Source organism: Acinetobacter sp. YH12096 (genome assembly GCF_013419215.1).
GTDB lineage: Bacteria > Pseudomonadota > Gammaproteobacteria > Pseudomonadales > Moraxellaceae > Acinetobacter > Acinetobacter amyesii.
Genome location: NZ_VPAM01000048.1, coordinates 1 through 20509, shown reverse-complemented (window position 1 = coordinate 20509; position 20509 = coordinate 1). Strand labels below are relative to the sequence as shown.

Genomic DNA, 20509 nt, shown 5'->3' with positions numbered 1-20509 from the left:
TGAAAACCTTCAAAATTCTTGCTGAGCGATATCGCAATCGAGGCAAAAGACTAGCATTAAGATTCAATCTAATTGCTGGAATTTATAACTTGGAGCTGAGTGAAAAATGACTTATGAAAGAAATCTAGTATTTAAATATTATTAATTGATTATTAACTAAAATTGTTATAAAAAAGCTACACTTTTTTTCAGGATTTTATCCTTTAATTAAAAGCTTAAATTCTCAATAGAATTTTAGATTTTTTAATTAATAAAGATGTAATTAGAAGAACATAGTATGGGTTCACTGTTTAGTCACTTTCCGCAACATATTTTTCGTGCATATGACATTCGCGGGAAAATATCGCTCTTAAATGCTGATTTAGTTCAGTCAATTGCTTGTGGCTTAGTCAAACAATATTTAGATGCAGGGCAAAAGAGCCTTGCCATTGGCTATGATGCGCGTTTAACCAGTCCAACCTATGCAAAAATAATTCAAAAAGTCTGCCATGAGGCTGGCCTTGAAGCGGAAATTATTGGCTGCTGCTCAAGCCCGATGTTGTATTTTATTGCGGGACAATTTCAAGGCAATGGCATTATGGTGACGGCGAGCCATAATCCTAAATCAGATAATGGTATCAAGTGGATTATCAAAGGTGAGCCACCTTGTCCGGAGATGATTCAACACGTTGCAGTCGAAGCACGAAATTGTTTTTCTTCGGAACGTGTGCATTTGATGACTGAACTTGAGCCACACGAAATCAAGCCTGAATATTGTTTGGCCTATCAGAAATTTATTTTAGATGACATTCATTTACAGCAACCGCTTAAAGTTGTGATCGATGGCATGCATGGTTCAGCTGGGCATTGTGCAGCCTTATTATTAAACAAATTAGGCTGTGAAGTTTTGGCATTACGTTGCCAAGCTGATGGACATTTCCCTGATCATGCTCCAGATCCATCACAGCTCAAACATTTAACTCACCTTCGCCAAGCCATACAGTTGCAAAAGGCCGATATTGGCATTGCTTTAGATGGTGATGGTGATCGTTTAGTGTTAATTGATGAAACTGGCAAAGTGGTTTCTGCAGATCGATTATTATGTTTATTTGCTGAAATTTGTTTGACTCAAAAACCACATGCAGAAGTGGTATTTGATGTGAAATGTTCAACGATGATTCGCGATACTGTGAGTGATCTAGATGCGCAGCCTGTCATGATTCGAACAGGCAGTAGTTTCTTGCGAAAATATATTTCCCAATCTAAAGGCAAAGCGGTTTTTGGTGGTGAATACGCAGGACATTATGTTTTTAATGATGGTCGTGGTGGCGGCTATGACGATGGTCTATATGCTGCCTTAAGGGTCTTAGAATATATTCAAGCTCAGGGACTGACATTGTCACAAGCTTTGGCGAAATATCCAGAGCGCTTTAGTACCGAAGATTTATATGTCAGTACGCATCAGCATGATCCAGCGGAAGTTTTAAAGCAGGTTGAAGCCAATTCTGCGCGAATTCCAGCACAAATCAGTAAAATTGATGGAATACGCCTTGATTTTGATGATGGATTTGGCATCATTCGAGCATCGAATACAGGTGAGTATTTCACTTTACGCTTTGATGCCAACTCATCAGCACGCTTAAAAGAAATACGAGATCTGTTTGTTTCCATGTTAGTTGAGCACTATCCAGACATTGCTCATGACATTCCAGATGCTCAATAAGGAGAGGCAAATGCCACATCAACATACTGGCATCGACAAAGCACAAATACTGACGGAAGCTTTGCCGTATATTCAACGTTTTGCGGGTAAGACGCTGGTAGTGAAGTATGGTGGTAATGCCATGACCGATCCTGAGCTTGAGAGCTCATTTGCACGTGATATCGTATTGCTGAAAACGGTTGGTCTAAACCCGATTGTGGTACATGGCGGTGGTCCACAAGTGGATTCATTCCTTAAACAATTAGGACGTGAATCAGATCGTATTGACGGTATGCGCGTGACAGACCCTGCAACCATGGAAGTTGTTGAGATGGTTTTGGGCGGCAGCGTGAATAAGTCGATTGTGAACTTAATCAATAAACACGGTGGTCGTGCCATTGGTTTAACGGGTAAAGATGGTAATTTGATCCGTGCGCAAAAATTATTGATGGAAAAAACTGCCGAAGACGGTTCAGTAAAACAGATTGATTTAGGTCTCGTTGGCGAAGTGGTTGGTGTGAAAACTGACGTACTTGAGATGTTTACCCAAAGCGATTTTATTCCTGTTATTGCGCCATTAGGTGTAGACGAAGACGGCAATACTTACAACATCAATGCTGACTTAGTTGCAGGTAAAGTGGCTGAAGCATTGGGTGCGGAAAAGCTAATTCTTTTGACCAATATCACGGGCGTTTTAGACGAAAATAAAAATCTGCTGACTGGGTTAACCACCCAAGAAGTCGATCGTTTGATTGAAACTGGCGTGATCTATGGCGGCATGATTCCGAAAGTTGGCTGTGCATTAGATGCAGTGAAAGGTGGAGTAATCAGCGCGCATATTGTTGATGGTCGTGTACCTCATGCAACATTACTTGAAATCTTTACAGATCATGGTGTGGGGACTTTAATCACCAATCGAACCAATGTGAAAAAAGCTTAAGATACTTAGCATTTTTTGATATAAAAAAGCCTCTTTTGAGGCTTTTTTATTATTTATCAGTTGGCTAAGTAACTTTTGAAAAAATCAAATAATGTATTTGCCCTGTTGGATTATAAAAACTCTTACAATGGCGCCGATTTTAGATTTACAACCACTAAAACTGTCATGCACAATAGAGAAATCATAGATTTACTGCTGAAATGATCGATATGTGCCAGCTGCTCGGAATGAATTGTGCGACTCCCACCGATATTACTTTTTCGTTTCGGGGATTTTCGCAGCGAGCAGGAATTACCTCAGATCATTGTGATGGCTTTGGTATCGCTTTTTTTGAAGATAAAGCATGCCGTTTATTTGTCGACAATCAATCTGCTGTAGAGTCTCCGATTGCTGAGCTGATCCGAAACTACCCGATTAAATCTCGCAATGTGATTGCACACATTCGTAAAGCGACACAAGGCAAAATTAATCTTGAAAACTCACATCCATTTAGTCGTGAATTGTGGGGCAGACAGTGGATTTTTGCACATAATGGCGACCTACATGGCTTTCAGCCTGAGCTCACAGGGCGCTTCAGCCCCGTCGGCAATACCGACAGTGAATTGGCCTTTTGCTATTTGCTCGAGCAAATGGTGAAACGTTTTGGTTATACCGAACCTACACTCGATCAGGTGTTTGATCTGTTATTAGAAATTTCTCCTAAAATTGCAGAACATGGCACCTTTAATTTTTGTTTGTCGAATGGGCAGGCGCTATTTAGTTATGCGATTACCAAGCTGCATTGGCTGGTTCGAGAGTTTCCATTTCAGCCTGCACAGTTGATTGATATTGATGTTGAAGTCGATTTTAGTGAAGTCACTACGCCTGAAGACCGTGTTGCCGTGATTACCACTGAACCCCTAACGCAAAACGAAGTTTGGACAGCATTTGAGCCGGGTGAAATGATTTTATTTCAACATGGTCGTCCAATTCGTGCTGCAAAGACGGTTGTTGAACGTTTAGAACGTGAGCGGCTGGACCCATCTTTAAAACGTGTCACACGTGCAGATCAGTATTAATTTTGAATGAAAGATATTCATTATAAAAATGAATATCTTACACTTTATTGAATTAAGGGTGTTTTCTAAGATATTGAATTGATTAAAAAATATCTTAGCTTTATACTCGGGATTAAATAAATTAACATAATAAAAACAATTGATTACAATATAAATGGCAGTATTTCAATTAAAACCAACCTTTTTACTTCATTTTTATTTAAGTTCTTTAATTATATGATGAAATTTACGTGATAAGTCCTTCATATTTATAGGTGGTCGTAATGAAAATGAAATGGGTTCCAGAATACAATACTGGTATCGATGTGATTGACGATCAACACAAACGGATTCTTGACTACATCAATGAAATTGATGGCATTGACGCAAATACAGATCGTGATCGTGTAAAACAAATTCTGGAAAACATTATTGATTACACGCAATCACATTTTACCTTCGAAGAATCTTTACAAGAAGAAGCGGGTTATAAATATCGTGTGCCACATAAACGCGTACATGATTTATTTATTAAAAAAATTGAATCTTACCGTGACCGTTTTGAAATGGGGCATGCGATTGAAAATGAATTACATGAAGTGCTTTCAAAATGGCTGATTAACCATATTCAGCACGATGATGCTGATTATGTCGGTGCGGTTAAAGAAAATATGATGGGTATCATCAAAGAAAAAGAAAAGAAAAAAGGCAAAAATTGGTTTGCACGTTTCTTTTCATAACCTCAAAAAATGAAATAAAAACAATTAAATTCTAATAATATCATTTGCGCAGCAAATCACCTTTAAGGTGATTTGCTTTTTGTTTTTGATTTTCAAGGCACAGCAAGGCAAAATAGCGCTAGAATTTTCAAAGGAATTTGTCATGCAGGACAATGCGATGTCGAAATGGTTATCGCCACTGATGGCGTTCTGTTTATCTTTTATCATTATTGCAACTTTAGCACCGGTAACAGGTATTCAAATTGAACGTCAGCTAGATTTCTGGCTGTTGTGGCTAGGTACAATGCTTATTTTAGCTTTACCGCTATGTTATTTGGAAATTGCTTTAGCAAAACGTTCAAAAATTACAGCAGTTCAAGCACTGTCTTCGCTAACACGTGATGCGGATGCTTCATCCAAATGGCGTATAGTCGGTTGGCTTGCCGTAGTATTTATTCCATTTTTAGCAGGTGCCATGCTTTCAGCCGCGTCGCAATATGTGGCAATTTTTACAGCTAATGGCTTTGCCTATAGCATTATTTTGGCTGTCCTTGCGGTCATTGCATTTGCATTGTCGTTTGTACCACGCCAATTTTTAGTGATTTTGACCGCTATTGGTGTGATTGCTGCAGTAGTCTTAGCGAATGTTATGGGAACTGCCTTACCAGAGTGGAAAATGACTGCACTCGAATTTAGTGAGTGGGGCAATGCAACTGTCTTGGCGCTCGTAGCAAGTGGTTTGGGGATGGGCTTGTACTGGCAGTCAAGTTTACCAGCCGTGAAGCAACAAGAGATTGCAAGCAAAACGGTATTTCCAATTTGGATCGCTCAACTCTTGGCAGTGGTTGCTTTTGCCTTTTTCGCAGCAAAAACACAAGTACCTGCTTTAGCATTGGTTGTGGGTTTGGTTGCTGCTTCAGCATTGCTGATTCAAATGGCACGTGAACAATTACAACAACGCCAATTGGCCGTAGTGGTGCAATGGGCGATTTTATTGGTTGCGGTTTTCGTATGGGCACTGAGCACTGTTGTTCCAGTATTTAATATTGCCTTGTTGGTTTGGGGCTTAATTATTTGTCTGATTTATGCGATTTTCGCAGGTTGGATTATGAAGATTAGTCATCTACGTAAGTCAATGAACTTCAGTCATGAAACCTTTTATAATATTTGGCGTATTGCCGTACGTATCGTAGTGCCCTTGTCGATAGTATTGGCATTAGTAGCTGTAGTTGGGCAGTTATTCTAATGACCGCTCAGTTACAAGTGTGGGTGGCTTATGCAGGCGTTGAACAGCAGATATTAATTCCGCTGAGCTTTAACCCCGGTATGACTGCTGAAGATGCCATTATGCAAAGTGGTATTCGACAGCAAGTTGAATTACCCGAAGAGTTAACTCTTGGAATCTTCGGGGCACGTTTAAGCGATGCTTCTCAGTTACTTGAAGCAGGTGATCGCGTCGAAATCTATCGTGCATTAACCATTAATCCGAAAGATATTCGTCGTAATCGCGCCAAGAAAAATCCCGTCGGCCGTTATTGTCGAGGCAATCGTTTCAAGCAATTGTACTTATAAAAAAAACCCCTAAATTTAGGGGTTTATTTTTATCTTAAAGCGACTATAGTGGTGGCGCAGTTAAAATCGCTTCTTTAGAACCTGGTAAGCCCGGTTGAGATTCTGGAATGGTTTCTAAGCCTTCAATTTTTTGAACGATACCGTTTTGGTCAAAGAAGATTTTTAAGTGTTGACCATGTGCAGCAGGAATCTTGGCTTTTTTAGCATATGTTCCTGGGGTATACTTATAAATGTAGTCCCAACGTAACGGATTCATTGGATCGGCAACAGTTGGACTACCTAGCAAAAAGCGAACTTGTTGGTGGCTCATTCCCACTTGAATTTTAGCCGCTTGTGCTTGAGTTAAAGGTGTACCTTGTGGAATATCAACTTTATAAACGCCCAAGGTTGAACAGCCTACGAGCAATGAAGTGACGAATAACGTCAGCATGATTTTTTGCATTTTGCTAAACTATCCCAAATTAATTATGATGCATTTGATCCAAGGATAGATCATACTGCATCTAAACTTTGTTGCATATTCCAACTTTAATTTTGTTGAGAGACCTTTTTTCATGCCTATTTCAAATCAAGATTTACGTAAAGCTGGACTTAAAGTTACACTTCCACGAATTAAAATATTGGAATTGCTTGAAAATTCAAGACAACATCACTTAAGCGCAGAAGATATTTATAAGACTTTACTTGAACAGGGTGAAGATGTGGGTTTAGCAACTGTGTATCGCGTGTTAACACAGTTTGAAGCTGCAGGTATTATTCAACGCCATCATTTTGAAAACAATCATTCTGTTTTTGAGATTATGCAAGAAGATCACCATGACCATATTGTGTGTCAAAACTGCAATAAAGTGGTGGAATTTACTAATGATGTGATTGAGCATGAGCAACATCAAGTGGCAGAAAAATTTGGTTTCCAACTTACAGGTCACTCATTAAATCTTTATGGCTATTGTGATGCGCCTGAATGCCAAGAAGCATATCGTAAAAAATAATCCGATGCGGATGAGAATAAATAAAAAAACAGACTTCATATGTTATTACTAGTAGTAAATAATATATAAAAGCCATAAAAAAGATCCCATTTAGGGATCTTTTTTATTACTTGAAAGATAATTTAAAATGAATATTACTAGTAAAAAATATATAAATTATAAAAACTCAATTACAAGTTCTAAGCTACAGCACTTTCATTAAACGCTTCAACAACCCCAAATATGTTGTCAGCATCCGCATCACCAAACACACCATCAATCCCTTCATAATGGATTTGATTGAATGGTGGTTCATAAAGCTGCGAGGCTTCTAATGTTCCCCGAATGGTCAAATGTTCAATCACCATTTCGATAAAACGAATCTGCTTTTCATTGTAAGTTGAGCCTTGCAGATATTTAGAGAAGGCTTGTTGCACCGCTTGACGATCTAAACCGACAAGTGAACGAATAAAGAGAGGTAATGGCTTATCTGCACCAAAGCATTCCTCAAATTTTTCTTTACTCTCAACTTCCTGAGCTTCAAAAACGAATCGTTCAAGCTCACTCAAATCAGTTGGTGTTAACGCTAAGCCACGTTTCAACTTTGCAATGGTGATGTGATCTTCATTTGATTTGATGAAGCTTTCAACTCGTTTACGGTATTGAGCAATGTTTACACCACTGGAAACCACAGGAATATCCACTTCTGTTGCTTCACCAATTTCATCATCAAGCATCGAGTACACAATCGTTGAGGTCGATTTTTCAATCAGTTTCACCAAGCCACGAATACGTTTACGCATCGCTTCGAGCATTGGCAAGGTAATGCCTTTCCAATATTCCACGGTTTGAATATCTTGAATCAGCGCAATCTGTTCTGCAACAACAGGAATATTTTCTTTGCTTTCCAGCTTAGAAGCAATTTCAATCACTTTATTGGCATAACTCTGAATCGCTGTATTGTTCTTTTCCAATACTGCCAACTCAAGGTTGTAGCAAAGCATATCAAACAATTTAGCTTCTAAAGTTTCAGGCTCAAGTTGGTTTGGTAATTTAGAAATGTGTTCTCGTAATGTACCGATGGCAAGGTCATCTAAGTTGTTCCAAGCATCATCATTTTTGAAATGTTCAACATGCTCAAGTTCAGATTTCACAATGAAATTCTCATTGTTCATCGACTTCACTTCAGTCTGTAAACTCTGACGCATATCTAGCTGTACAGCTTTTAATTCTTCGGTGGCATTATCCTTCGCATTGAGCAGACTCAGGATATTTAAACGCGCTTTAAACAAGCGTTGTCCGAGTGGCTCTGTGGTCGATACAGGCGCACCATCTGGATTTTCATTGAAGTATTCAAAGTTAGAGCAATAATCGAAAATAAAGAATTCTTTTTTATCTTTTTCAGGGCTAAACAATTCTTTGCAAAGGCGTGTACCACGCCCGATCATCTGCATAAATTTGACTTTAGAGCGAACCGCTTTAAAGAATACTAAGTTGACCACTTCAGGTACATCAATCCCTGTATCGAGCATATCCACTGAAATCGCAATCTGTGGCTCAGGTAAATCTTTCTTGCTAAAGTCATCAATTAAGCTTTGTGGATACTTAGTAGCATGGGTAATGACACGGGCAAACTTGCCATCATATTGCGGATAGTTTTCATTGAAGCGATCAGCAATAAACTGGGCATGTTTTTGATTGACGGCAAAGATAATAGTTTTACCCAAACGATCTCCACCTTCAGTTTTAATACCATTTTCCATCAAGTGCTTGAGCATTAAATCAATCGTGCCTGTATTAAACAGCTCTTTATTGATTTTGGATGCTGAAACTTCTTCAGGTGCATCTTCATCGCCCCAATTTAGACTGTCCCAGTGTTGTTTTTCCTCTTCTGAGAGTTCGTCATATTTTACGCCTTCACGCATAAATTTAAGCGGAACAGAATAAGCTTTCGGTGGCACAAGATAGCCATCGGCAATGGCTTGATCGAGGTCGTAGTAATCAGTCGGTACACCGCTTTCTAAGCCAAACAGTGCGTATGTATCACGATCTACTTCATCTCGTGGCGTTGCGGTTAAACCAACAAGCAAACTATCGAAGTATTTAAAAATCTCGCCAAATTTTTGGTAAACGCTGCGGTGTGCTTCATCAATAATAATTAGGTCAAACATGCCTGTACCGAATTGGCGTGTACCGTCCGCATTTTTTTCGTCAATCAAGCCGATCATAGTTTGATAGGTAGAGAAATACACACGACCCACTTGGTTTTTATCCTCAAGTAAATTGACGAATGAGGCATCTTTTAAATTGGCTTTAAAAGCGTTGTGTGCCTGATTGACCAATGAAGTGCGGTCTGCAAGGAATAAAGCTTTTTGCACCACATTGGCTTTCATCAGCACATCGACCAGTGCAATGGCAGTACGTGTTTTACCTGTACCTGTTGCCATAATCAGTAAGCCTGCACGTTCTTTACGTTGATAGGCTGCAAGCATGGCTTTGATGGCACGAGTTTGGTAGTAACGCTCGACAATGTCCGCATTGATCGGGAAGCTGCTTAAATCAGGGTTGTTCTTACGTCTTTCGATCAAGCGTTTAAGTTCTGCTTGCGTATAAAAGCCATGAACTAAGCGTGGTGGGCCACCTTGCACATCATTCCAGATTCGGGTTTTGTAACCATTGGTATAGAATATGACAGGGCGTTGTCCTGTTTGTTGCTCTAAACAGTCTGCGTAGAGCTTGGCTTGTTGTTGTCCAATATCAGGGTCAGTCGATGTGCGTTTTGCTTCAACCACAGCCAAAGGTAAGCCATCGGCATCATAGAGTACATAATCCACTGCACCTTTACCCGATGGACTCGGCATACCTGTTACAGCAACTTCCTCTCGAACTGATGTACCAATTTCCCAGCCTGCTTCTTCAAGCATGAGGTCAATTTTAAGTTTTCGGGTTTCGTCTTCTTTATAGTCGGTATGGTCTTCGATTTTGCTGTTAGCAATTTTGGCTTGTTCGACTTCGGCACGCTTTTGGGCAAGTTCTGCATCAATATTGGCGAGGATTTTTTCACGTTCTTCTAAACTTGCCGAAAGTTCAAAGAGTTTCTGTTCACGTTCACGTAAGGCTTTGTGTTGTTCTGCAAATTGCTTTTCTTTGGCTTCGGTTTCTTTCTGTAGTTGTTCTTTGTTTGCGGTGATTTGCTGTGTGTTATCTGCGTTAGGAATCAGTTCGGTTTTAAAGATATGCGGCTGTGAACGGTCTTTGGACGGTGAACCGTAGTTACGTTCAAACCAGACATACATCAAGAATAAATGGCTGATGTGTTTTACGGTTTCTTCTGTTGTGAGTTGTTTGAACTTTTTCCCATGTACGGCACTGTTGCCGACCATGCGGATGTTATCCATTTTATCCCAAATATAGGGTGGAATCAGGTCTTTAAATTTCAGATCGTTGAGTAAGTTATGTAGTGAAGCATCATAAGGCTGAGTAAGTTTTTTGTCGTATTGATAGAGCCATAGCACAAGGTTTTCAAGCGATGTACGAGCTGCTGCAAGGGCAAATTGTGGGGATATATACGTGAGCTTTTCGGCTTCTTTAGCCGTAGCTGCCAAGCTTTTAAATTCAGGTTCTAAAAACTGAAAATTGCTCATTATTCCCTCAAGTAATATTTTTAAATATGCTTTATTTCCATACTATAACCGAATCAACCTTTTGATTTAATGGCTAATTATCTAAAGTATAAGGTTAATTTGAATAATAGCTTTATAAAAATAAAATACTGGTTACTGAGAGCAGTCGTTAAAAGCCGTTTGTAGCTGTGCATTCAAGCTAAACTACGTACTATACGGATCTTTACAATCCGTATAGTTCATTTGCCTTTAAAAAATCGGGGACTTTAATGGTTAGCTACACCACTTTTATTCAGTATTTTTTTTATGATAGGGTAAGCTTTTTCTACAAATTCTTCAGCAGAAATAGATTCATTTTCTTCAAGTAAGAGAACATCATAATGATTCTCTTGTTCAATAAAAGGAATATTCTCATTGTTTAAAAAGGCTTGGAATTCAAGTGAATCTTGTTTTTTTATGTATTTCGCTTTAAATCGACGACACCACAAATTGGTGTATGCTGTACTTTTATAAATCTCGAATTCTAATTGGTAATCATCTTGTGTGGTATGCAACGTATTACTATTTAATGAGCCTCCTATAGACGATAGGTTATCTTCGTGCTTTATAAACTCAGCAGCATCTGAAAAACAATCTAGTTCTTGATCTTTTAACAACTCAACAATTTCACGAACCTTTTGTTCATAATACTGATATACCGACTCTTTATTTTTTTCATCTTCAATACTTTCTAAAATTTCACGGTTATTGCGGTAAAAATTAACGATGTCCATTTGCATTTTTGCATACTCCGAATGTGGGTTAAATTTTTCAATTGCTGAAATATAATCAATGAGGTAGGTAAGATAATATTGATCTGCCTGTAAGCTCTTTTGTCCAAGCTCTTTTAAAATATGTTTGGACAAGTCAAAGTGAGTCATGACGATATAATTTTCAGGCGTTTCTTCTGGTTCCTTAATGACTAATAGAATAAATTTTAGTTTTTTATCCTTAGGATTATTCGCACGTGCATGTGAAACATAATCGTTAAACGGATTATCATTTGCATGATGGTGAATCTTATTTTCTATCACGAGGATGTGTTCGTCAGTTTCCACCCAAAGATCAATCCGTCCTAGTTCAGTCCTTTTTTCTAGAACAATGTTCTCCGTATGGATCTGATAGGGAAAGCTTTCACCCATAACGCTAAACAACGCATTGACTACAAGGTCTTTTAAGTTATGTTCTTCTTTGCTGTCCATAAAAAATGCAAGTGTCTTTGAGCTTACATTTTCTAAATGGCTTAGCCCCATTATTTCAATAAAAGACTTGCGATGTGTTTTAGTCAGAGGCAGCTTCTTAAAAGCTTGAATTGCATTTTCAGCCCGATAAATACTTAAAGGTATAAATGAATCTTCTTCCTGATCTAAAGGCGATGCCTCAATCAGTTGTTTAAATTGCTCTAAACTACCCTGAGCGGTCTGCAAATCTAGTGGTATCACATGAGCATCTTCCATGCGTCTTTCCTTATTTTTTAATTAAAACTGAGTATTTGCCTGCACTTTCACTTTTTTGTATAAAATCCACATGTAACAGCTGATCTATGATTTTTGCAGCCGAGTTATAAGAAATCATTAATTTTCTTTGCAGTTCAGCTGTGCTAATCATCTCTTTCTCACTAACAAATTCAACAGCTTGTGGGAACAGATCATGTAGGGTTATTACATTATCGTCCTCTGGCTCAGCGAGGATACTTTCAAGCGTCTGTATTGCACATTCTTCATCGAAATTTTCCTCAACATCCTCTTGCCATTCAATATCATCATCTATGACTTCAAGTGCATAATTTTGTGCCATTTCAATAATTCTATTTTTGACTTCTTCTCTTAAGTCCTCAGGGTATTCGACTTCAATCCATTGAGCCTTCTGCACCAACCATTCAAGAAAAGATTGAGTAATCGGCATTTCAGCGGTTAAGGTAAAATAAGCGTCTGCATCATCACTCCATATCTGTTGTGATGGATGAATTTCTGAAAATTTCAGCTCAGATAGTAAGACGTTTGAGCAATTCAACTGAATTTCTTTCGGTTGATTGTCATCATTGTAGAAACCTTCAAACTCATATTGTTCAATGGCTTTTTGCATATCAATATCTTGTATATCGATGCTTAAGCTTTCTGGTGTTGGTTCAGCATGTAAAATTCGATGCATGCTAAAGGTACGAATCTGGATTTTACGATTATGATTAATTTTAGAAGCGATGAGATACTGCTTTCGGCCTCTCACAATGACCCCGTGTGGCTTGATCGTATAGCGTGTAGCTTCTCTTTCAAAAGCTTCAGGGTGATATAAAATTTCTAACCATGAGTTATCTTGGTGAATGCATTTAAAAATAAGTTCTTTGACTTCATTTTTTGGATTGAGATGCGTTTGAAAAGCCCCGTCTAACGCAAAGCCAAATTTTGTCAGCCATACATTTTTGTTTTTTAGTTCTAAAGTGTTTTGAGCTTGTTCAAACTGTTGAGAGAGTGTCTTTTGCCAAGATTCTGGGAAATAAGGTTTTAAAAAGTTGTAACTATGAATAGTTGCAAGGGATTGAAACTCATCTTGAATAATATTTTGTTTATTTAAATTAAGTTGTGCATCTGAAGACAAGCGGTAACAAGCAGAACGGCGACCGCTTGCTGCAACTTGATCTATATGACCTCGATGCAAAATTTCATTTAATGTTTTTAAATCACGTTGCAGAGTTTTACGCGGAGCATGGAATGGTTCATAGGTTGTTTTTAAGCTTTCTAGTAAATCTTCGATAGAAATATGGTGATTTGGCGACTTCGGTAATGCCTGAAAGACATTTAAAATCCGAAAAAATTGGGATACGAAAGATTCTTTTGTATTCATAGTTTTATGCTTATTTCTTGAACTTGGTTTAGCATAATGCATTTGATAGACAAGATTTGTCTCGCTATTAAATTTTTATATTTATTTTAAGTAGATTTTAGAGGGGATATACACAGGCTTTCCAGCTTCTAAAAACTGAAAGTTGCTCATGTATATATTCCCTCATATTTTTAATTAAATTTTATAAAGTGCCGTTAAATGCTTGGTTTTGTAATGATTTGAATAACTGTTCAAGAGAAGAATAGCTACTCTCAAATAATAAATTATTTTTCAATAATTTATTTTTAAAATTAACGAATTTATCTTGCTCATCTAACGGTGGAATATACATTTCAATATTAACCATTCTTTTGAGCCCTAAATCACGATTTGCTATTCCATGAGTGTACCTTTGAGATTGTTCATAACAATATTGTGTATTGAGCATGGAAACTAACCATTCAGATCTTACTTTATCGTGGTTTGTCTTTAATAAAGCCACATGAACCCAGACAGCAAAATCTAAATCTGTATCGACAACTGCTGCTAAACCAGTTGTCCCACCTTTGGTATAAAGAATATCACCTCTAGTGGGTTTACATTTTTTCCAATGTATCTGAGCATCTTCTTCTGTAATGAATTTTAAGTCGCCCCAAACTATTTTTCCTGCTCTTACATGTCGAGTAGATAAAAAAGGAATTCCTGTTTCAGAGTAACTTGGACTAACGTGTGGACCATCTTTTGCAGAATGAATAACATCACCCAACCTACCTAAATTCCACCCTTTAGGATTACTGACAGGATCGCCAAACATATCAATAAATGTGGCTTGTAAAAGCTGATCTAACTTTTCAATCGCTTGCTGACGTTTTTGGCGTAGCCCATCCGCTTGATCTAAAATAGAGGCAATTCGGCGTTGTTCTTCAAGTGGTGGGAGTGGGATTTCAACATTCAGTAAATCCGTTTTTCCTAGGTTTATCTGTAAACCGCCACTTGCGAATTTTCTATAATATTCTCTAGTCTTCGGGTCATTTAACACATGTTGGAGGTATTTATTATCTACTTTAGAGGAATCTTTGATAATTAGCTTACCAACTCGTTGATTCAATAAAATATTTCTACCATCAGTTTGCACCAAAGTCGGGACACCTAAAAGCTTTGGATCGTTTGCAAGGTCAGTCATGGCAATTACAAGATCACCATCTTTCAATAGAAAACCTTTATATTGGTCAGCAAAACTATCAGGTAAGAATCTTGGATTGTATTCAATATCAAAAATTCCACCTAATCGAATATTACTCATACGACAACTTAAGGTATTTGAATTTTCAACATAATCAGATGATTTAAAAGCATATCCATTTTGTAAATCACAAATTTCAGAGAGCTTAACCTTGATCACTTAAGCATCTCCTTAAGCGTAGCCATTCCTTTTAATATGTCCTGCTCAAGCACTTCTAAATCCATCAAAATCTTACTTGGTGCTTCATATTCCACTTGCTCATATACCACTTCCTTATAACGGTTAATCGACAAGTCATAACCATTCGCAGCAATATCGGCTTTATCCACCATAAAGCTTTGCTCTGTGGCGTTACGAGAGCTTTCTTCTTCTAAGTTTTTAAAACGAGCAATAATGTCAGGAATGTTGTTATTTTCATGCTTAGATGCATCTAGCTCATTACGCTTATCATCCAGCGAATAACCATCTGCCTGCATATCGTAGAACCAAACTTTGTCCGTACCGCCCGACATGGTTTTGGTAAAAATCATAATGGCAGTCGAAACCCCTGCATAAGGCTTAAATACACCTGACGGCATGGAAATAATCGCTTCAAGCTTTTGCTCTTCTACAATCTTTTGACGCAAATCTTTATGTGCTTTTGATGAACCAAATAACACGCCATCAGGCACAATCACCGCAGCACGTCCGCCTGTTTTTAATAAGCGTAAGAACAAGGCTAAAAACAGCAATTCGGTCTTTTTGGTTTTCACAACAGCTTGAATGTTCTTGGCACAGCTTTCATTGTCCAAACTACCTGCAAATGGTGGATTGGCTAAAATCAAACTGTATTTTTCAGTAATATGTGAATGTGCTTCACTCAAAGAATCACGGTTTTCAATTCGTGGGTTTTCAACACCATGCAGCATCATATTCATTGAACCAATACGAAGCATAGTGCTATCAAAATCATAACCAAAGAAAGTATCTTCACTAAAACGCTTTGCAGCTTCAGGGTTGGCAAAAATCTCAGTGCTGTAATGATCGTTTAAATATTCACTTGCAGCGACTAAAAAGCCCGCTGTACCACAAGCAGGGTCACAAATGGTATCGGTTGGCTTTGGCTGCATCAGCTCGACAATCATCTTGATGATATGGCGAGGGGTACGGAACTGACCGTTTTGACCTGCTGAAGCGATCTTACCGAGCATGTATTCGTAAATATCGCCTTTAGTGTCTTTATCATCCATTGGTACATCGGCAACCAAATCCACCACTTTGGTTAAAAGTGCAGGTGTGGGAATGGTAAAACGGGCATCTTTCATGTGGTGGCTATAGGTGGTTTCGTCTTCTGCACCTAAGTTTTTAATGAAAGGAAAGACTTCATTGGCAACGGTATTATATAAAGTTGCAGCATCGCCTAAAGTGATGAATTTCGACCAACGTAAATGATCTTGCTCAGGTGTGAAAATTGGATGTTCTACAGGTTTCTTTAAGCGATTGGCTTTCTTTTCTTTAGTGATCTGAATTTCATCAAGGCGGCGAATAAACAATAAATAAGTCATTTGCTCCATGACTTCTAAAGGATTGGAAATACCACCACTCCAAAATGCATTCCAAATCTGGTCAATTTTGCTCTTAATTTCGCCTGTAATCACGTAGATGACTCTCAAATTTCTTTGAGGGTATTGTGGTAGAAATCAAGAAAAAAAGCTATTTGAATTAAAGAAGATGCGACAAGATTTGGCGTGATTAGATAAGCTAGTATTCTTATAAATGATCTAGCTTACCTATTGAAAAATTTGATATTTACATCAATGATAGTGCATCAATCCACGTATGGTAGACGATATATCCTTTCTCTTGAATATTTTCATAGAGACTATAAAAATACTCATCAGTATTATTAATTAATTCAATTTGATCTGGATTTAAGTTATCTGTGTAGAAGAAGACTTCGTCGGGCTGTCTATCTAAAGTTATTTCCAGTTGATACGCCATATCCTTTTTTTCATCATCAAACACATGTAGCGTACTGTCTCCATCTATGACTCGTTGTAATTGTTCTTCAAAGTAACTAATCCTCTTTTGGCACTCAACAGTCCAATTAATAAAATTTTGAGCTAAGTTAAGGCCTTTCAACATATCCTGATATTGTTTTATTTCTGAAAGGAAAACTCTATTTGCTTTGACGTAAGCCCTAAAATGAACAGGTAAATTTTCAATATCAGCTTGAATGAAAAATAAATGTTTACTTCTATGGTGACGATTCTGCTTTTTGCACACGGCTTTATTTTTATCTTGATCATTCAGAGGAGTTGAAAGTCTTTGCGTTTCTATTAAATCCTTATTTTTTGATTCTAATAAACCTTCAAAATCAAAATTTTGTGCTTTATATTTAATCGTTCCCTCTAACTTCAGTTCGCCAAACTCATGATCAAATGAAACCTTTTTAAATAAAATATCATTTCCATCATCATCACCTGTTGAACCTTGATATTTTTTCCCTATAACACTTTTAGTGATGTAGTTTGAACCTTCTTTTTTTGCAATCCCGTCAAAAAACCATACATCTGCGTTTCCGGCACCATAAGCCCATTTCATAGAGAATGCTATTTCGTCTTCCCGTAATAGCAATTCTAAAACTTCAAGACGATGTACTTGATCTTCAAATTCAGGAAAATCTAATAATCCGCTAAATTTATTCATAATTCTAAAATTCCATTCATTAGTGTTTTTTATTTATAAAGTTTAAAAAATTTACGACTGAGAAATACTATAAGATCTACGGTAACAACTCTTTAGGACTGATTTTCAAAGCTAATGCAATTTCATAGAGTTTTTCAATAGTAATGTTTACTTCACCACGCTCAATGCGACCGATATAACTGCGGTCAATACCACACTGTAACGCTAAAGCTTCTTGTGTAATTTTTTTCTCTTTTCTTTTTTTGCGTATTAATTGACCAATCTCAATAGATAATTCTAACATTTAAAATAAATTGTTCAAAAAATAGAAATATCACTAATTGAGGATTAAATATCCACGGACTATAATCCTCATTTTTAATAAAAGATTAAAAGACTGAACATGAAGAGACCTGTACATTTGCCGTTGTATCACGAATTCTTAGAATTATTCGATAACTATGAAATTCAAAATTGGGAAGCCAAAAAATTTTGGGAAAAACTTAATATTAATCAGATCTACAGAAATGATAAGACCAAGCGTTTGATGTATTCTGGTTTAAAAGTTTTAATACGATTTCAATATTTAGAAGTTAATCATGAAACATCAAGAAAAAATGTTTTTTCTTATACCGAAACACCACGTATGAATGAACTCAGGAATCGAACAAAGAAGCAAAAATTGGAAGAGATTTTTTCTAAAAAGAAAACAGAATTTTTAGATCAAATTAAAGATAAAGAAAATAATATTGAGTTTCTACAATCATTATTATCGGATGATAAAACATTAGAGAAATATTTTATTAACCATAAAGAAACTATTGAGAATGATATTAAAAATATAAAATCAAATATTAAATTAATGGACGATATAATGAATAAATAAACGTTTCTAAATTAATTTATTATAGTAAAAACAATAGCTTAAAATAAAAAATAATTACTTGACTTAAGCATTCCCATCCGATATTTTTTCGTCAAATTTATTCAAAATTCGTCTGATATGATCAAGTCAATTAAGCAAGTTCGAGATGATTTTATAAAATCAGGAATTTCAATCGCAGAATGGGCACGAGATAATAATTTTTCACCTGACCTCGTATACCGAATTTTAAAAAATAATAAAGTTCCACGACGTGGTGAAAGCCACAAAATAGCCGTCAAACTCGGGTTAAAGGAGGGAAAAATTATGGATTAATTTTATTTTTAATTATGTAACTACAGAAAGTATAAAGACCCATGCGACAACATGAGTCTTTATAGGTTGTCTTTAATTTGGAATATGAAGACCAACCCATTCTAAAAGACATTGCTAAGTTTATCAATGTTATGGGTGCTTTCTGCCTTTTATTTTTAACTTGATATCGGTTCAAGGGATTAAATATGCAGATTGTAAAAGTAAATGCAAAAATAGTAGATGATAACTCTGGCGTTTTTACTGAAATTCCTATTTTGTTAGATGAAAAGAAACAAGTCATAAAACCGCTTTTAGACTACATTTTAAAACTTAAAAGAAATGGCAAGAGTCTATCGACTATTACCACGATTATCAAAGCCACAAAGCTATTATTAGAGTATATGGAAGCTAATACTAATAGTTTTAGTACCTCTCAGACTATGTTTGAAAGTTTCAGTAGTCGCCTTTATACAGGCACAATAAATGATGAGGGGTTGGATCCTTCTGGACTATTTTGGCTTCCACATAGTTCATCTGTCGCAAAATCACACATTCATGCATTAACGCAACTAACTGATTGGCTTGCGGAAAAACAAGATACTGTCCCAATGAATCCCTTAGTTAATGCAGATAATTTTACTAAGCGCCTTAATTATGCCGCTTGGTTTCGCAAAAATCAGCAAGATTTTCTTGGTCATATTGCTGATAAAAACATATCAGCCATTGTTCAATCCGCTCGGAATGTTCAAGGAAAACGCCCATTGGGTAAACAAAATTTAGAAGCTATAGAATTCCCTGAACACTATTTTGAAGAGTTTTATTTCAAAGGTATAGGTGGGGCTAAAGATCGTCGTATTGTATTGAGAGATCAACTTATTTTACTTCTTATGCATGGTGGAGGTTTAAGAGAATCTGAAGCCTTACATCTTTGGGTACATGATGTAATTAGGATTCATGGAAAAAAAGAAGATATAAAAGTTCGTATTTATCATCCTGAAAGTGGTAAAGCTCCTGATGATTGGCGTAGTAGAACAGGTAAAACAACAAGAGCTGCTTTTTTAAAAGAGAAATATGCCTTAAGTCCTAGAAACACTTTGATAGGAAAAAAGCATGTAGGGTGGAAAACTAATACTTTTGAGAATTCGGACTACTATCTAGAAGTATATTGGTTTCCCACTATATGTGGAAAAATTTTTGAAAAGCTTTGGAAAGATTACACACGTTTCTTGACGGGAATTGAGCGCAATCACCCTTATGCTTTTATTAGTTTTCACCGTGATTATATAGGTGAGCCTTATACACTCAATGCATTTCAGTCTAGCTATATTAAAGGATTACAGCGTATTGGACTCAATTTTTCCAAAGCAGAGGGATTATCCCCTCACTCACATAGACACAGCTATGGCCGACGTTTGCGCAGAGCGAATGTAGATAAAGTGATAATTAAAAAATGTTTACATCACGCATCATTAGCTTCACAAGAAATTTATACAGCTGCTAGCCCAACAGAAGTGACAACTTGCCTTAAACAAGCATCGGAGAGATTGCTAAATCCCCAAGAACCTTCGGAACAAACAAATATACAAAGCTGGGAAGTATTAACCCAATATGGCTTTGAAGATATTGACTCTCACAATGCACATTTTTTTATTAAAAGTAATTCCAAATTAGGAAAAATATTATGACCAATAAAATTACCAATGGTAAAAGACAAGATGGTCGTAGTACCGATTTAACCATGCAGTGGTTCATAAATATATATGGTAAAGAGTGGGAAGGATGGCGACAACTTGGTGAACAATGGATTAAGCAACAAGATAGAGGTAGAAATTCAAAATTTGATGCTATACGCATGTTTTTCGAAATTTATCTTGCACAATCTATTCCTTGGACTAGGGTCTGTTGACATTTGTTGATTAAAAAAATAGCGAGATAGTAAAATTAAATCGCCAAACCCAATTTTACACTCGCTATGCCTCGAACAATGCTAAATGATCAACACTGGTCCAAGTTACTTGCT

At 36.9% G+C, this 20509-nt stretch carries 19 protein-coding genes and 1 pseudogene; 12 read left to right on the top strand and 8 right to left on the bottom strand.

Features of this window, described 5'->3' with window-relative positions; genetic code table 11:
• The 7 genes and pseudogenes from FTU36_RS15260 to FTU36_RS15230 form a co-directional block, all read left to right on the top strand.
• Window positions 1–110: pseudogene (locus FTU36_RS15260) on the top strand (IS5/IS1182 family transposase); the annotation flags it as partial.
• Between the two features lie 167 nt (window positions 111–277).
• Window positions 278–1702 carry a phosphomannomutase/phosphoglucomutase gene (locus FTU36_RS15255; protein ID WP_180118441.1) on the top strand — a complete coding sequence of 475 codons (1425 nt, stop codon included), beginning with the start codon at window positions 278–280 and terminating at the stop codon, window positions 1700–1702.
• Between the two features lie 10 nt (window positions 1703–1712).
• Window positions 1713–2621, top strand: a complete 909-nt coding sequence (gene argB, locus FTU36_RS15250) for an acetylglutamate kinase (protein WP_078190033.1) — start codon at window positions 1713–1715, stop codon at window positions 2619–2621.
• A gap of 209 nt (window positions 2622–2830) precedes the next feature.
• The gene (locus tag FTU36_RS15245) at window positions 2831–3679 is read left to right on the top strand and encodes a class II glutamine amidotransferase (RefSeq protein WP_111885279.1); all 849 of its coding nucleotides are present in this window, start codon (window positions 2831–2833) and stop codon (window positions 3677–3679) included.
• A 263-nt stretch (window positions 3680–3942) separates the two neighbouring features.
• Window positions 3943–4398: a bacteriohemerythrin gene (locus tag FTU36_RS15240; protein ID WP_078190032.1), complete on the top strand. Its 456-nt coding sequence runs from the start codon at window positions 3943–3945 to the stop codon at window positions 4396–4398.
• Window positions 4399–4540: 142 nt separating this feature from the next.
• Window positions 4541–5623, top strand: coding sequence for a hypothetical protein (locus tag FTU36_RS15235; RefSeq protein ID WP_180118440.1), 1083 nt, complete (start codon window positions 4541–4543; stop codon window positions 5621–5623).
• Complete coding sequence (locus tag FTU36_RS15230; protein WP_078190030.1) at window positions 5623–5949, top strand: RnfH family protein; 327 nt, start codon at window positions 5623–5625, stop codon at window positions 5947–5949. Before FTU36_RS15235 ends, FTU36_RS15230 begins: the two co-directional genes overlap by 1 nt.
• A gap of 43 nt (window positions 5950–5992) precedes the next feature.
• On the opposite strand, the gene FTU36_RS15225 is transcribed toward FTU36_RS15230, so the two are convergent.
• Window positions 5993–6391, bottom strand: coding sequence for an outer membrane protein assembly factor BamE (locus FTU36_RS15225; protein ID WP_078193102.1), 399 nt, complete (start codon window positions 6389–6391; stop codon window positions 5993–5995).
• 112 nt (window positions 6392–6503) lie between these two features.
• On the opposite strand from FTU36_RS15225, the gene fur reads away from it, so the two are divergent.
• Window positions 6504–6941 (top strand): ferric iron uptake transcriptional regulator, encoded by a 438-nt coding sequence (gene fur, locus FTU36_RS15220; RefSeq protein ID WP_078193101.1) that lies wholly within the window; start codon window positions 6504–6506, stop codon window positions 6939–6941.
• Window positions 6942–7120: 179 nt separating this feature from the next.
• Here the strand turns inward: fur and FTU36_RS15215 are convergent, their stop codons facing one another.
• The 7 genes from FTU36_RS15215 to FTU36_RS15185 form a co-directional block, all read right to left on the bottom strand.
• A complete protein-coding gene (locus FTU36_RS15215) occupies window positions 7121–10564 on the bottom strand; it encodes a DEAD/DEAH box helicase family protein (protein ID WP_180118438.1) in 3444 nt (1147 codons plus the stop codon).
• 245 nt (window positions 10565–10809) lie between these two features.
• A complete protein-coding gene (locus FTU36_RS15210) occupies window positions 10810–12039 on the bottom strand; it encodes a PD-(D/E)XK nuclease family protein (protein WP_180118436.1) in 1230 nt (409 codons plus the stop codon).
• A 10-nt stretch (window positions 12040–12049) separates the two neighbouring features.
• Complete coding sequence (locus tag FTU36_RS15205) at window positions 12050–13423, bottom strand: WYL domain-containing protein (RefSeq protein ID WP_180118434.1); 1374 nt, start codon at window positions 13421–13423, stop codon at window positions 12050–12052.
• A 181-nt stretch (window positions 13424–13604) separates the two neighbouring features.
• Entirely contained in the window at window positions 13605–14804 is a 1200-nt protein-coding gene (locus FTU36_RS16920) for a restriction endonuclease subunit S (RefSeq protein ID WP_180118432.1), read from the bottom strand.
• A complete protein-coding gene (locus tag FTU36_RS15195; RefSeq protein ID WP_180118430.1) occupies window positions 14801–16282 on the bottom strand; it encodes a class I SAM-dependent DNA methyltransferase in 1482 nt (493 codons plus the stop codon). The genes FTU36_RS16920 and FTU36_RS15195 overlap by 4 nt, the downstream gene beginning before the upstream one ends.
• A gap of 151 nt (window positions 16283–16433) precedes the next feature.
• On the bottom strand, window positions 16434–17333 hold the full coding sequence (locus FTU36_RS15190) for a hypothetical protein (RefSeq protein ID WP_180118428.1): 900 nt from the start codon (window positions 17331–17333) through the stop codon (window positions 16434–16436).
• Between the two features lie 76 nt (window positions 17334–17409).
• Window positions 17410–17616, bottom strand: coding sequence for a helix-turn-helix domain-containing protein (locus FTU36_RS15185; RefSeq protein WP_180118426.1), 207 nt, complete (start codon window positions 17614–17616; stop codon window positions 17410–17412).
• A gap of 99 nt (window positions 17617–17715) precedes the next feature.
• Between FTU36_RS15185 and FTU36_RS15180 the strand changes: the two genes are divergently transcribed.
• The 4 genes from FTU36_RS15180 to FTU36_RS15165 all read left to right on the top strand — a co-directional run bounded on the left by FTU36_RS15180 (window position 17716) and on the right by FTU36_RS15165 (window position 20395).
• Complete coding sequence (locus FTU36_RS15180) at window positions 17716–18198, top strand: hypothetical protein (protein WP_168379067.1); 483 nt, start codon at window positions 17716–17718, stop codon at window positions 18196–18198.
• Between the two features lie 117 nt (window positions 18199–18315).
• The gene (locus FTU36_RS15175) at window positions 18316–18510 is read left to right on the top strand and encodes a DNA-binding protein (RefSeq protein WP_168379066.1); all 195 of its coding nucleotides are present in this window, start codon (window positions 18316–18318) and stop codon (window positions 18508–18510) included.
• Between the two features lie 185 nt (window positions 18511–18695).
• Window positions 18696–20174 (top strand): gamma-mobile-trio recombinase GmtY, encoded by a 1479-nt coding sequence (gmtY, locus tag FTU36_RS15170; RefSeq protein ID WP_168379065.1) that lies wholly within the window; start codon window positions 18696–18698, stop codon window positions 20172–20174.
• Entirely contained in the window at window positions 20171–20395 is a 225-nt protein-coding gene (locus tag FTU36_RS15165) for a hypothetical protein (RefSeq protein ID WP_180118424.1), read from the top strand. The genes gmtY and FTU36_RS15165 overlap by 4 nt, the downstream gene beginning before the upstream one ends.
• Window positions 20396–20509: the final 114 nt, after the last annotated feature.